Below are 13,492 nucleotides of genomic sequence, written 5' to 3'. Positions count from 1 at the left end.
GGTCCTTCTGCGCCAGGCAGCCACCGACCGCGATCTGCATGCCGGGCCGCGAGGCCTTCTTCGGCGGCCCCGTCCGTGGATCCGGATCCCGTGAATCCCGCTCTCAGCCCGCCAGTTCCTTGCGGATCCGGTCCAGCATGAACGTCGACGACTCCCGTGCCCGCTCCTCCCAGGCGAAGACGCAGGCGGTCGCCACGCCGTCGAAGTTCAGTTCGCGCAGGGTGCCGAAGAAGGCGTCCCAGTCCACCTCTCCCTGGCCGATGTCCAGGTGCTGGTGGATACGGGCCGCCGTCCCGGGCGGGTTGAGGATGTAGCGCAGGCCCGACGACCCCTTGTGGTTGAAGGAGTCCGCGATGTGGACGTGCCGCAGCTTGTCTCCCGCGTACCGCATCATCGACGCGATGTCCGCGCCGACCTCCGTCGCACCGGAGAGATGGAACGAGTGCGGCGCGCAGTAGAGGTAGTTCACCCAGGGCTTGTTGATCGCGCGGACCAGGTCCACCGCCGGCGTGTTCTCCTCGCAGAAGTCGTCCGGGTGGGCCTCCAGGTTCAGGGCGATCCCCTCGCGCTCGAACAGTGGCAGCAGTTCCTCCAGCGAGCGCCAGAACGCCGCCTCGCTCTCCGCCGCCCGCTCGGGCCGACCGTTGAACTCCGAGTTCATCAGCGGGCATTCGAGGTCCGCCGTGATCTCGATCATCCGCCTCCAGTACCGGACCGCCGCCTGGCGCTCCGTCTCGTCCGGGGACGACCACTTGTACAGCGGGAGCACCGAGGACAGCTGTACGCCGTGCCGGCGAAGAGAGTTCTTCAGCTCCGTCACCCGCTCGTCGTCCGCGCGCGGATGCAGGAAGAACGGCATGAAGTCGTCGCGGGGCGACAACTCGATGTACTCGTAACCCAGTTCGGCCACCGTGCGCACCATGTCGTCGATCGGCAGGGCGCGGAACATGTACGGATCGAGGGCGATTTTCACGCGGTGCCTCCGTAGAGGGTCGGGCGGGGCTTGAGGTCGGTGCCGACGACGCGGCCCGTTTCGAGGGCCTCGACCGTCGCGGCCGTGATGACGGTGGCGGCGTAGCCGTCCCAGGCGGAGGGGCCCGTCGGCTCCTCACCGGCCGCCACCGTGGCGATCCACTCGCGGAACTCCGTGTCGAAGGCCTCCGCGAAACGGCCCACCCAGTCCGTCAGGACCTCCGTGCTGTGCCGGGCCGCCGTACGGACGCCCACCGCTGCCGGGTCGGGCAGCCGCACCAGACCCTCCTCGCCCACCGTCTCGCACTGGATGTCGTAGCCGTACTGGCAGTTGACGAAGACCTCGAGGTCGATGCGGACGCCCTTCGCCGTCTCGAAGAGCATGATCTGCGGGTCCTTCAGATGCTCGAACCGCTTGCTCGTCGATCGCGGCGTCACCACCTGCGCGGAGACGATCTCGTCGTCCAGCAGCCAGCGCAGCACGTCCACCTCGTGGACCGCCGTGTCCAGCGCCGCCATCGCCGAGGTGTACGACTCCGGGACCGTCGGGTTGCGATGGGCGCAGTGCACGATCAGCGGCTCGCCGATCCGGCCCGAGTCGATCACCTGCTTCATCTGGCGGTAGCCGGCGTCGTAGCGGCGCATGAAGCCGACCTGGACCAGACGGCGGCCGTGGGCCGTCTCCGCCTCCAGGATCCTCAGACAGTCCTCGGCGGTGGTGGCCAGAGGCTTCTCGCAGAACACCGGCTTTCCCGCCGCGATGGCGTTCAGGACGTGCTCGGCGTGGGTGGGGCCCCAGGACGTCACGAGGACGGCGTCCACGTCGTCCGCCGCCACCACGGCCGCGCCGTCCGGCAGCACCCGGGCACCCACCGACGCCGCCGCCTCCTCGGCGCGGGCCGCGTCGATGTCCGTCACCGCGGTGACCCGGGCACCGGTTACCTGGTGCGTCAGACGCCGGATGTGTTCATGGCCGATCCAGCCGGCGCCGATGACTCCAACACGTACGGTCATGGTCAGTCCTTCGAAGGGGGAGTCAGAAGGGAGTCAGAAGGGGGGCAGAAGGGGGGGCAGAAAGGTGAGTCAGGAGAAGCGCGACCGGAGTTCGGCTTCCAGGGTTTCGAGCGTGCGGCCCTGCGTCTCGGGGACGTAGAGCTTCACGAAGGCCAGGGAGAAGATCCCCGCCACGACTGGCGATGACGGTGATCAGCCGCAGCCGGCGGGCGACCGCCGGCGGGGCGTCGGGCGTGAGGGTGGGGGTCCTGGTCGCGTCGCCCCTGACGTCCATGGCCACCTCCTACTGGGGGACGTTCGGACGCCGGGTACCCGACAGACCGCAGTCGGCCAGATGCTCGCGGGTGCTGACCGCGATGGGCAGCGGCACCTCGGGCGCGCAGGGGTACAGGTCCTGCTCCACGATCACGAACAACTCGGCGTCAAGCTTGGCCAGTTCGCCCACCACCTCGGCCGGGTTGGGCACCCCGGCGGGCGGCGACACGCACACCCCGCGCTTGACCGCCTCCCCGAACGACAGGTCCTCGGCGGCCACTTGGGCCAGCACCGCCGGGTCCATCTGCTTGATGTGCACGTACCCGACGCGCTCGCCGAACCGGCGGATCAGGTCGAGGTTGTCTCCGCCGCCGTACGCCACATGCCCGGTGTCCAGGCACAGGTTGGTGCAGCGGGAGTCAGACTCATTCAGCAGCCGCTCGATCTCGGCCTGCGTCTGGATGTGGCTGTCGGCGTGGGCGCGGCGACCTGGCGGACGTGCGCGAGCATCGAGTCCCAGGCCTCGGGCCGGTGCAGCGCGCCGAAGGCCGTACCGCCGGAGACCTTCAGGCCACGGGCGTCCAGCTCCTCCTTCAGGCGCCGCGGGTCGGTGGGCAGGTAGCCGTAGGGGCCGAGCTCCAGCCACTCGTAACCGGCCTGGGCCAGCTCGTCCAGGAAGCGGGTGTACGGCACCTGGTGCTCGTCCTCGGGGAACCAGATGCCCCAGGAGTCGGGCGCGGAGCCCAGGCAGAGGTTGCCTGCGACGGTGCGGAGCGGGGATGGCGCCGTTGCCATGGCGTCTCCTTAAGGGGAGGGTCAGTTGGAGGTGGGGAAGGTGAAGCCGGCGGCGACCTGCTGGCTCTGCTGGGGCCAGCGGCGGGTGGTGACGACCTTGGGGCGGGTGTAGAAGCGGATGCCCTCGGGGCCGTGGATGGGGGAGTCGCCGATGAGGGAGTCCTTCCAGCCGCCGAAGGAGTAGTACGACATCGGGACGGGGACGGTGATGCCGATCATGCCGACCTTGACCCGGCGCTGGAAGCGGCGGGCGGCCTCGCCGGAGGCGGTGAACAGGGCGGTGCCGTTGCCGTAGGGGTTGGCGTTGATGACGTCGATGGCCTCGTCCAGCGCGGTGCGCACGAAGTCGCCGAACGGGTCCCGGCCGGTCTTCGTGATCACCGCGGCCGACCGGCCGTACCGGGCCGCCGCCACCGCCACGTTCGTCGGGCTGCCGCCCAGGTACTTGCCGAACGAGGTGACTTCGGCCAGCCCGAGACCGGTCTGGAGCGGATACACGTCCACTCCCACCCGGCCCATGGTCAGCACGTCGAACGGCATCGCGGGTCCCCTTCACGGGTATCTCCGGCGCGCTCTACTAGCGCGCTCTAGTCTCCGTACGATGACCCCTGTTCAAATGTCATGTCAATACCTTGTCACCGTGAGACTTCGAGGCCGCCGGGCGCCGGCATGGGGGAGCCCATCCATGGCATGGATGGGCTCTTGATCGTTTGAACGGGTGTGTGGGCCTACGACAGTGCCGCCGCCGACACCGCCGTGGCCGTCACCGTGTTGTCGCACTCGGCGAACACCCCGTCGTCCAGGGCGACTTGGTGCGCACCGGCGCCCGGCAGACCCACCACGAGCGTCGGGTACGTCACCGGCTGCGCGCCCGACTTGCAGTAGCCGTCGGCCTCGCCCTGCACCTGGACGAACGTCAGCTTCACCCGTGCCGTACCGCCCGGGGCGAGGCGGATCACGGGGGCGGGGCCGACGGGGGTCACCTTCAGCGGGGCGTTGTGCTCGGGGGAGCCGTTGGCCGCTCCGGCCACCGTGGGGTGGCCCTGGAGGAGGCAGGGGTGGGTGGAGGTGTTGGTGAACTCCACGATCGCAGCGCCCGTCCCGGTGCCGGCCGGGCGGTCGGCGGCCTGGTGCGCGGTGGCCTTCAGCGCGGAGGCGGTGCAGGTCTTGACCTTCGTGCCGGTGGTGCCGGAGATGGGGGAGGCGCTCGCGCTGGTCTTGGGGGGCGCGGACGACGGGGCCGTGGACGGCGACGAAACCGAGGACGGCGTGGACGGCGTGGACGGTGAGGACGCCGACGACGGCGCCTTGCTGGTCGGGGCCGTCGAGGAGGACGTGGTGCCGGAGGCGGTGTCGCTGCTCTGGCAGGCCGAGAGCGACAAGGCGGCCGAGAGCGCGGCGACGGCGAGTGCGGTCTTGCGGATGCTGACGTACGGCATGAGGTCCCCCGAGGTGGATACGCGGCGCCGGTCTCCGCCGGCGCTCGCCGATGGAGACCGGACGGCCTCACGTGGGGTTCCCCTGTGCGTCAGCTGTGACGTGGCGGTGACGAGATCACCGTCGCTCCAAGACCTTGGTCATCGGATCGCCGTGGCCGCCGCCGCTTCCTCCTCCTTCTCGATGCCCACCGTCGCGTCCTGGTCGCCCTTGCCGCGCAGGGCGACCACGCTGAGCAGGCAGCACGCCAGGGCGGCGATGCCGCAGACGACGTAACCGATGGCGTAGCCGTTGCCGAGGGCCTCCAGGGCGATGGGGACCGCGCCACCCGGCGGGGAGGTCGGCGGGACCGAGTTGGAGGCGAGCGGGCCGCCCTCGGCCGCGACCTGTCCGGCCGCCGCCTTGACCTGGGCGGAGAGGCCGGAGGAGGTCAGGTTGCGGGTGAACTCGTCGGCCGCGTGGCTCAGCGCGATCGCGCCGATGACCGCCGGGCCGAGCGTGAAGCCGAAGTCGCGCAGCAGGCTCGTCGAGGCGCTCGCCATGCCCGCGTAGTGGACCTCCACGGTGTTCACGGCGGTCGCGGTGATGGAGGAGACGGTGAGCGCGAAGCCGATGCCGACCAGGCCGATGGGGAGGATGAGGGAGGTCAGCGCGCGGTCGTGGACCGAGAGGGTCGCGGCGATGAAGTCACCGGTGGCCATCAGGGCGAGTCCCGCGCCGAGCACCCAGCGCGGGCTGACCTTCTCCAGCAGCCGGGAGATCAGCGGCATCAGCAGCAGCGTCCAGGCGTTGAGCAGGATGAAGGCGAACGAGCCGCGCAGGGGGCTCTGGTGCTGGATCGGGCCGAGCCGGATGCTGGTGGCGTAGGCGGTGCCGAGGTAGCTGAACATGCCGACCACGGCGACGAACGACGCCACCGCGAACGCCCGGTTCCTGAACAGGTCGAGCCGGAGCAGCGGGGCGGCGGCCCGGTGTTCGGCCAGCAGGAACAGCCCGATGAACAGGGCCGAGACCACGTACGCGATCACCACGGGGGTCGCCGTCCAGCCGTCCGCCGGGCCCTGGATCACCGCGTACAGCAGGGCGAACATGCCGATGCCGATGGTGATCTGGCCGGCGAGGTCGAGTGAACGGCCTTCCGGGGCGCTGGAGTTCTGCGCGAAGAGCTGGCTGAGCAGCGTGCTGACCAGGGCGAGGCCGGTCACCACGATGAACGCCCAGCGCCAGGAGCCGTAGTTGCCGGTGATGCCGCCGAGGACCGGGGCGACGAAACCGCCGCTGGACAGGGCGGCCGCCCAGATCGTGATCGTACGGGCGCGGTCGCGGGCGGAGTGGGTGCCCGCGGCGATCATCGCGAGGGAGGTCGGGAAGAGCGCCGCCGCGCCCAGGCCGGCGATGGCCTGGCCCACCCAGAGCATGTGGATGCCGGTGCTGGCGGCGGCCAGCGCCTCGCCGGCCACCAGCAGACCGCCGCCGCCGACCAGCAGCCGCTTGCGGCCGAAGAGGTCGCCGAGGACGCCGAAGGTGAGCTCCAGAACGGACACGGGCAGCAGGAAGGCGTCCGAGATCCAGGTCAACTGGGAGCCGACCGGATGCAGGTCCTGCTGGAACAGGCCGTTGAGCGTGGCCGGCATGGCGAGGGCGATCTGGGCCAGGCAGACCGCGAAGCAGCCGGCGACCAGGGTGCCGACGGGCAGGCCGGCCGACGCGGGCCCGGCGGCGGTGGACCCGGGTTGGGTATGCGTTTCCGTGGACACGAGGGGCTCCCCTTTGAGCGGGTGTACGGGGGACGACGGCGCCGTGAAACGCTGCGAATGTAGGGCGGTTTTTCAACGGCGGTCAATAGCGTGCCCAACATTGGGGGAGTCCGGTCAGGTCGCGGTGCCCGGCCGGCGGGTGCTGAGGGAGCGTTCCGTCACCCGGGCCAGATGCCGGTTGAAGGTCTCGCGGGTGTCCGGGGTGAGGGTGCGCAGGGCGATGAGCGCGGTGATCACGACGTCGCACAGTTCGGCCTGGACGTCGTCCCAGGTGTGGCTGGCGCCCTTGCGCGGGTTCTGGCCGGTCGCGCCGAGCACCGCCTCGGCGACCTCGCCGACCTCCTCGGACATCTTCAGGACGCGCAGCAGCAGGCTCTCGCGGCCGCCGTGCGGGCTGCCCTCTTCCAGCCAGGCCCACAGGGCGTCGACGGCGGACCAGAGGTCGTCGGGGGAGGCGGGGGCGCCGGGGGAGGTGTTCCGATCAGTCATGGGCGCAACCCTGCCCCAGCGGGTCACTCCCCGGACAGCGGCTCCTGCGACTCGAACCGGTCCTCTGCCGCCTCGTCCTGCTCCGGCTTGCGCAGCCGCTTGTTCCGCGCCCCCACGACCAGAGCCGTCGCCGCCGCCGTCGCGCCGAGTGCCGCCGGGACCATCCAGCCGCGGTCCATGGCATGGCCCATGGCGTGGTCGAGGGAGAGCCTGCCCGGTCCGGTGACCGCCAGTCCGGCCGCGGCGAGGCCCAGCGTGGCCGCGTACTCGAAGCCGCCCTCCTGGTTGAAGAAGCCGTTCGGCGCGTGCACCGCGGACGCCCCCGCCATCGCGCCGGCCGCCGCCGCGCCCGCCGCCGGTGTCGCGAGGCCCAGTGCCAGCAGGGTGCCGCCACCGGCCTCGGCGAGCCCCGCCGCCGTGGCGCTCGCCTTGCCCGGCGCGTACCCGACGGACTCCATGAACTGCCCGGTCCCCTCGATGCCGTGGCCGCCGAACCAGCCCAGCAGCTTCTGCGCGCCGTGTGCCGCCAGCACACCACCGGTGCCCAGCCGGAGCAGCAGCAGGCCCAGATCACGACGGTCGAATGCACTCACGATGACTCCCGGGGCAGGCAACAGGTCGGTCCCCTCCGCGTATCCACCGTCGCATCGCCGACACCTGCCCAGCCTGTTCGCGCGGCCGTTCGGGTGGCGGTCCCGGGGGAGCGGTGTGAGTCTGACTGGCATGACGATTCAGCCCGCCAAACTCAGCGACCCGGCGGTCCGCGCGTTCGTCGCCGCCGTCAACGCCCATGACCGTGAGGCGTTCCTGTCGCTGCTCACCGACGACGCGACGATGTCGGACGACGGCTCCGACCGCGACCTCGGCGAGTGGATCGACCGGGAGATCTTCTCCTCCAACGGCCATCTGGACGTCGACAACGAGTCCCAGGGCGGCCGCGCGCTGATCGCGAACTACCGCAACGACACCTGGGGCGAGATGCGCACCCGGTGGAGCTTCGACGTCACCGAGGACGGCCGGATCTCCCGCTTCGAGACCGGCCAGGCGTAGCAGACCCTTTGCGCATCCCCTTGTGCATCCCTGTGCTGGCCTTTTGCGCTGACCCCTTGTGCTGAAGTGCGCTCCAACTCCTAGGGTCCGTGGGCATGGAGACGAACAGGACACTGGGCCGCAGCGGTATCCGAGTAAGCGCTCTCGGCTTCGGCTGCTGGGCCATCGGCGGGGAGTGGCAGGACACCGACGGGCAGCCGCTCGGCTGGGGCAAGGTCGACGACGAGGAGTCCGTACGGGCGATCCGGCGCGCCCTCGACCTCGGTGTGACCTTCTTCGACACCGCCGACACCTACGGCGCCGGGCACAGCGAACGCGTCCTCGGGCGCGCCCTCGGCAAGCGCCGGGACGAGGTGGTGATCGCCACCAAGTGGGGCAACCTCTTCGACGAGGACACCCGCACCCGTACCGGCAGCGACGACTCCCCGCAGTACGTCCGCCGCGCCCTGACCGCCTCGCTCCGGCGCCTGGACACCGACCATGTCGACCTCTACCAGCTGCACATCTCCGACGCCGATCCCGAGCGGGCCGCCGAACTCCGCGAGGCCTGCGAGGAGTTGGTGGACGAGGGGCTGATCCGTGCCTACGCCTGGAGCACCGACGACCCCGCCCGTGCCGCCGTGTTCGCCGAGGGGGAGCACTGCACGGCCGTGCAGCACGCGCTCAACATCTTCCAGCCGGCACCCGACATGCTCGCCCTGTGCGACGAGCTGGACCTCGCCGGCGTCAACCGCAGTCCGCTCGCCATGGGGCTGCTGTCCGGCAAACACCGCAGCGGGCAGGCCCTGGAGGCCGGGGACATCCGCAGCCGGCCGCCCGCCTGGCTGCCCGGCTTCACGGAGAACGGCGGCGCCGACGAGGACTGGGTCGCCCGCGTGGACGCGCTGCGGGACGTACTGACCAGCGACGGCCGTACGCCCGCGCAGGGCGCCCTCGCCTGGATCTGGGCCTGCAGCCCGCGCACGGTCCCGATCCCGGGCTTCCGCTCGGTCACCCAGGCCGAGCAGAACGCGGCCGCCCTCGAGAAGGGCCCACTCACCCCCGCCCAACTGGCCGAGGTCGACACGATCCTCGGGAGGTGAGGGGCCCCGGCCGTCAGGACACGTACGACTGCTGTGCGTACCGTCCGTCGCCCTGCTCCGTCAGGGTCAGCTGCCCGGCCCTGATGGTGGCAAGGCGGGGCGCTCGGCGGGCGATGGAGGAGTCGTGGGTGACCATGACGAAGGTCAGCCCGTGCTCGCGCCACAGCCCCTCCAGCAGGGCCATGATGTCGTCGCGGGTGCCCTCGTCGAGGTTGCCGGTGGGCTCGTCGGCCAGGAGCACCTTGGGCCGCTTGACCAGCGCGCGGGCGATCGCGACGCGCTGCTGCTGGCCGCCGGAGAGCTCCGCGGGCGCGTGACTGAGGCGTTCGCCGAGGCCCACCGAGCGCAGGGCCTCCGCCGCCCGCTCGCGGCGCTCGGCGGGCTTCACCCCGAGGGGCACGAGGGCCGTTTCGACGTTCTCCTGGGCGGTGAGCGTCGGGATGAGGTTGAACGACTGGAAGATGATGCCGATGTTCTCGGCCCGCACCCGGGTCAGCCTGGTCTCGCCGATGCGGGCCAGGTCGACGCCCTCGAACTCGACGCTGCCCTCGGTCGGACGGTCCAGCCCGCCGATCATCTGCAGCAGCGTCGACTTGCCGCTGCCCGTCGGGCCCTGGATGACGAGCTGGTCGCCGTCCTCGATGGTGAGGTCGATGCCGCGCAGCGCCTCCACCGTCTCCTTGCCCCGCGTGTAGCGCTTGGTGACGCCGGTGAGTCTGTACATGGGGTTCTCCACAGGAACGTAGGGGTGGGGCGCCGCGCCCGGGGGGAGGGAGAGGCGGCGCCCAGGCTTGGGGTGCGTTACGAGACGCTGCGCAGGGCGTCCGCCGGGCGCATACGGGAGGCGCGCCAGCCGCCCATCGCACCGGCGATCAGCCCGCCGGTGACCGCCAGGGCCACCGCGAGGGCGATGGTGGTCAGGGAGACCGGTGCGGACAGGGCGATCTCCATGGTGGTGGAGGCCGACTGCCGGCCGGGGCCGCCCCCGCCCGGACCGCCGCCGGGTCCGCCCGTGCCGCCGCCCGCACTGCCGAGCTGCGCGGTCAGCTTCGGGCTGATCGCGGTGACCGCGTAGGCGGCCGCGAGACCGAGCGCGATACCGAGGGCGCCGCCGATCAGGCCGTTGACCATGGACTCGCCGACGACCTGCCGGGTCACCTTATGGCTCGGCCAGCCCAGCGCCTTCAGCGTGCCGAACTCACGCACCCGGCGGGAGACGGCCGAGGAGGTCAGCAGCGCCGCCACCAGGAACGCCGCCGCCAGCACCGCGATCGACAGCCACTTGCCGACGCTGGTGGCCAGGTCGGACGCGGTGGACAGGGAACCGGAGACGGTGGAGGCCAGGTCGGCGGAGGTGGTGACCGTCGTACCGGAGATGTTGGACTGGATCTCCTTCTTCACGGTGGAGATCTGCTGCGAGTCGGTGGCCTTGACGTAGATCGTGGTGACCTTGTTCTTCGCGTCGCCCAGCGTCTGCGCCTGCTTCAGCGGCAGGAAGACGTCGACGGTGGAATCACCGCTGTCGGGCGTCGCGATGCCGATGACCGTGTACGTGGTGCCGGAGATCTTGAAGGCCGTGCCGACCTTGTACTTCTTGGACTTGGCGTACGAGGCGCTGACCACGGCGACCTTGGCGGTGGCCTGCGAGGACGTGAACGTCTTCCCCGAGGTGATCTTCGAGGTGGCCAGCGGGCCGAGCTCCTGGTCGGTGACGTCGACGCCGGCCACCGAGTAGGAGTTGACGTCGAAGGAGGCGCCGCCTCCCTGGACCTGCGGCTGGCTGCCGCCGTTGCTGCTGCCGCCGGGCCCGCTCTGCTGCCGGCTGCCGCTGCCGCTCGTGGAGCTCTTCGCCTTGCCCTGGGTGAAGGAGCCGTCGACCTTGGTCACGTTCAGGGTGAGCGCGCCGACCGCGGCGGACACGCCCTGCTGCGCGGCGACCTTGGTGACCAGGGAGGACGCCAGAGTCTGACCGCCCTGGGTCATCACCCGGTCCGAGCTCTGCTGGGTGCTGCTGCTCGACTTGGCGTCGAACTGGAAGTTCGGGCCCTGGGAGCTGCCCGCCTTGGGCGCCGACTGCGCCTTTGTGACGGTCATGTCGGTCCCGAGACCGTACAGCGACTTGAGGACCTTGCCCTGGGCCTGAGTCATGCCGGCCGACACCGAGTTGACGGTGATCACCAGCGCGATACCGAGCGCCAGACCCATGGCGATGACCAGAGCCGCTTTCTTTCTGCGGCTCAGTTCGCGCTTGAGATAGATGCCAAACATCCCGTTCCTCGCAGGTTCTTGGCGCCCGCTGTGGGCGCTGCCACAAGTTATGGAGGAACCTTTGCGTCGCACTGAGTAAAGGATGTGTCGGAGCTGAGAAAGCGGGGTATGACTTCAAACTTTCGTAAGACAGGTAATTCCTGAGCAGTAGAGGGGCTACTGCCAGGAAACCCCTGTTGAGTGGGTGTTAGCGTCCCCGGATGCATGGTTCCTCCCCGCTCTCCCGGCGTGCCGCGCTGGGTCTTGCCGCCGCCGCGATTCCGCTCGCCCCGGCGACCCCCGCGCACGCCACGACCGTCGTCGGCGGTGCCCGTCTCGCCCGCGCCGGAATTCAGGGCACCGCACTGCCCCGGAAACTCACCGCCGCCGCGTGGCTGGTCGCCGACTGCGACAGCGGAGAAGTGCTCGCCTCCTTCAACGCGCACCGGCGTCTCGCGCCCGCGTCCACGCTGAAGATGCTCTTCGCCGACACGGTGCTGAAGAAGTTCGCTCCCACCGAGCGGCACACGGTCACCGACGCCGAGATCGCCGACGTCCCCTCCGGCTCCAGCCTGGTCGGTGTCAAAGCCGGGATCACCTACACCGTCGAGCAGTTGTGGCAGGGCGTCTTCCTCCGCTCCGGCAACGACGCCGTGCACGTCCTGGCCCACATGAACGGCGGTATCGCCAGGACGGTCGAGGAGATGCAGGCCAAGGCGGAGGACCTGCAGGCCCTGGACACCCATGTGGTCAGCCCCGACGGCTTCGACCACAAGGGACAGCTCTCCTCCGCCTACGACCTCACCCTCTTCGCCCGGCACGGCCTGAAGGACTCCGACTTCCGCGCGTACTGCCACACCCGGACCGCGGACTTCCCGGCGGGCGGCAGGAAGACCTTCCAGATCCAGAACACCGACCGCCTGCTCACGGGCGCGTGGGGCGTGAAGACGTACGACGGGCTGATCGGCGTCAAGAACGGTTACACCAGCAGCGCCGGCAACACCTTCACCGGCGCGGCCACCCGCGGCGGCCGGACCCTGCTGGTGACCGTGATGCATCCGAGGAGCGGCTACAACGCCGTCTACGAGGAGACGGCCGCGCTGCTCGACTGGGGCTTCGAGAAAGGAGGTTCGGCGGCGGCGGCGGTCGGCACGCTGGTCGAGCCGCTGAGCGAGGGCGGGGCGAAGGCGGCGCGGGGCGGGAAGAGCGCTCACGCGGCGGCCGGGGCGCCAGGGGCGGCGGCGGGGGCGAGCTCGTCGTGGAAGCTGCTGGAGGGCGCGGGCGGCACGGTCGCGCTGCTGGCGGGCGGGGCGTGGGCGCTGCGCCGACGGCGCAAGGGCGGGGCGGAACAGGCCGGTTGACGTTCGCGGCAGCCGTTCCGACGCACCGGTGCGTACCCCGCGGTCCCGCGCGGGATCCACCCCCACCCGGTGCGGTGGAACGGCTGCCGCCACCCCCCTCGGTGTGGCCTGCGGAACTCCATCCCCCCAAGTGTGAAGTTCCTGTGTAGACGATTTGAGCATAGGCCTGCGACCGGCCGCAATGGTCCGGATGCTGAAATTCCGTTTGTAAGAGTTGACGAGTTGACGCTCTGTCGGCGCCGTCAGCCCCGCCCCACGTACGGCATCGCCGTGGCCAGCACCGTCGCGAACTGCACGTTCGCCTCCAGCGGCAGCTCCGCCATGTGCAGCACGGTGCGCGCCACATCGGCGACGTCCATCACGGGCTCCGGCACCACCGAACCGTCCGCCTGCAACGCCCCCGTCTCCATCCGCCGCGTCATGTCGGTCGCCGCGTTGCCGATGTCGATCTGCCCCACCGCGATCCGGTACGGCCGCCCGTCCAGGGACAGCGACTTGGTCAGGCCGGTCAGCGCGTGCTTGGTCGCCGTGTAGGCGACGGACAGCGGCCGGGGCGTATGCGCAGAGATCGAGCCGTTGTTGATGATCCGTCCGCCCTGCGGGTCCTGCTGCTTCATCTGCCGGAAGGCCGCCTGCGCGCACAGGAACGCCCCGTTGAGGTTGGTGTCCACCACATGCCGCCACGCGTCGTACGGCAGCTCCTCCACCGGCACCCCGCCCGGTCCGAACGTCCCCGCGTTGTTGAACAGCAGGTCCACCCGCCCGAACCGCTCCACGGCGGCAGCGAACAGCGCGGCGACGTCCCCCGGTTGCGACACGTCGGTGCGTACGGCCAGCGAGGCCCCCTCGGGCACCAGCGCCGCCGTCTCCGCCAGCGTCTCGGGCCGCCGCCCCGCCAGCGCCACCGACCAGCCCGCCCGCGCCAGCTCCACGGCGACCGCCCGTCCGATCCCGGAGCCCGCACCGGTCACCACAGCGGTCTTCGATTCCCTCTCCGTCATGTCCGGCAGCGTAGGCGAGCGTCCGGCACGTG

The 13,492-nt window shown here is 70.8% G+C and carries 13 protein-coding genes and 1 pseudogene; 3 read left to right on the top strand and 11 right to left on the bottom strand.

The window, feature by feature from the left end:
- Positions 1-103 precede the first annotated feature (103 nt).
- The 8 genes and pseudogenes from ABZZ74_RS40190 to ABZZ74_RS40155 form a co-directional block, all read right to left on the bottom strand.
- Positions 104-973, bottom strand: a complete 870-nt coding sequence (locus ABZZ74_RS40190; RefSeq protein ID WP_356949105.1) for a sugar phosphate isomerase/epimerase — start codon at positions 971-973, stop codon at positions 104-106.
- Positions 970-1,986 (bottom strand): Gfo/Idh/MocA family oxidoreductase, encoded by a 1,017-nt coding sequence (locus ABZZ74_RS40185; protein ID WP_133043044.1) that lies wholly within the window; start codon positions 1,984-1,986, stop codon positions 970-972. Before ABZZ74_RS40185 ends, ABZZ74_RS40190 begins: the two co-directional genes overlap by 4 nt.
- 283 nt (positions 1,987-2,269) lie before the next feature.
- A pseudogene (locus tag ABZZ74_RS40180) lies at positions 2,270-3,036 on the bottom strand (TIM barrel protein).
- Positions 3,037-3,057: 21 nt separating this feature from the next.
- A complete protein-coding gene (locus ABZZ74_RS40175) occupies positions 3,058-3,555 on the bottom strand; it encodes an aldehyde dehydrogenase family protein (RefSeq protein WP_356949107.1) in 498 nt (165 codons plus the stop codon).
- Between the two features lie 209 nt (positions 3,556-3,764).
- Complete coding sequence (locus tag ABZZ74_RS40170) at positions 3,765-4,475, bottom strand: DUF4232 domain-containing protein (protein ID WP_356949104.1); 711 nt, start codon at positions 4,473-4,475, stop codon at positions 3,765-3,767.
- Positions 4,476-4,613: 138 nt separating this feature from the next.
- Complete coding sequence (locus ABZZ74_RS40165) at positions 4,614-6,230, bottom strand: MFS transporter (RefSeq protein ID WP_356949103.1); 1,617 nt, start codon at positions 6,228-6,230, stop codon at positions 4,614-4,616.
- Between the two features lie 114 nt (positions 6,231-6,344).
- Positions 6,345-6,719 carry a MazG-like family protein gene (locus tag ABZZ74_RS40160; RefSeq protein WP_356949102.1) on the bottom strand — a complete coding sequence of 125 codons (375 nt, stop codon included), beginning with the start codon at positions 6,717-6,719 and terminating at the stop codon, positions 6,345-6,347.
- A gap of 23 nt (positions 6,720-6,742) precedes the next feature.
- Positions 6,743-7,312, bottom strand: coding sequence for a DoxX family membrane protein (locus ABZZ74_RS40155; RefSeq protein ID WP_356949101.1), 570 nt, complete (start codon positions 7,310-7,312; stop codon positions 6,743-6,745).
- Positions 7,313-7,442: 130 nt separating this feature from the next.
- Here ABZZ74_RS40155 and ABZZ74_RS40150 point away from each other — a divergent pair, with 130 nt between their 5' ends.
- A complete protein-coding gene (locus ABZZ74_RS40150; protein WP_133043036.1) occupies positions 7,443-7,769 on the top strand; it encodes a nuclear transport factor 2 family protein in 327 nt (108 codons plus the stop codon).
- Positions 7,770-7,864: 95 nt separating this feature from the next.
- Positions 7,865-8,851 (top strand): aldo/keto reductase, encoded by a 987-nt coding sequence (locus tag ABZZ74_RS40145; protein ID WP_356949100.1) that lies wholly within the window; start codon positions 7,865-7,867, stop codon positions 8,849-8,851.
- 13 nt (positions 8,852-8,864) lie between these two features.
- Here ABZZ74_RS40145 and ABZZ74_RS40140 read toward each other — a convergent pair whose 3' ends face one another.
- The gene (locus ABZZ74_RS40140; RefSeq protein WP_356949099.1) at positions 8,865-9,575 is read right to left on the bottom strand and encodes an ABC transporter ATP-binding protein; all 711 of its coding nucleotides are present in this window, start codon (positions 9,573-9,575) and stop codon (positions 8,865-8,867) included.
- Positions 9,576-9,652: 77 nt separating this feature from the next.
- Complete coding sequence (locus ABZZ74_RS40135; protein WP_356949098.1) at positions 9,653-11,119, bottom strand: FtsX-like permease family protein; 1,467 nt, start codon at positions 11,117-11,119, stop codon at positions 9,653-9,655.
- Positions 11,120-11,319: 200 nt separating this feature from the next.
- Between ABZZ74_RS40135 and ABZZ74_RS40130 the strand changes: the two genes are divergently transcribed.
- Positions 11,320-12,459, top strand: coding sequence for a serine hydrolase (locus ABZZ74_RS40130; protein WP_356949097.1), 1,140 nt, complete (start codon positions 11,320-11,322; stop codon positions 12,457-12,459).
- Positions 12,460-12,701: 242 nt separating this feature from the next.
- On the opposite strand, the gene ABZZ74_RS40125 is transcribed toward ABZZ74_RS40130, so the two are convergent.
- Positions 12,702-13,460, bottom strand: a complete 759-nt coding sequence (locus ABZZ74_RS40125; protein WP_356949096.1) for an SDR family oxidoreductase — start codon at positions 13,458-13,460, stop codon at positions 12,702-12,704.
- Between the last annotated feature and the right edge of the window lie 32 nt (positions 13,461-13,492).

Origin of the sequence: Streptomyces sp. NPDC006476 (genome assembly GCF_040612015.1) — a bacterium.
GTDB classification, from domain to species: Bacteria; Actinomycetota; Actinomycetes; order Streptomycetales; family Streptomycetaceae; genus Streptomyces; species Streptomyces griseorubiginosus_B.
The sequence above is the reverse complement of the archived record's forward strand: the minus strand, read 5'-3'. Positions and strand labels throughout refer to the sequence as shown.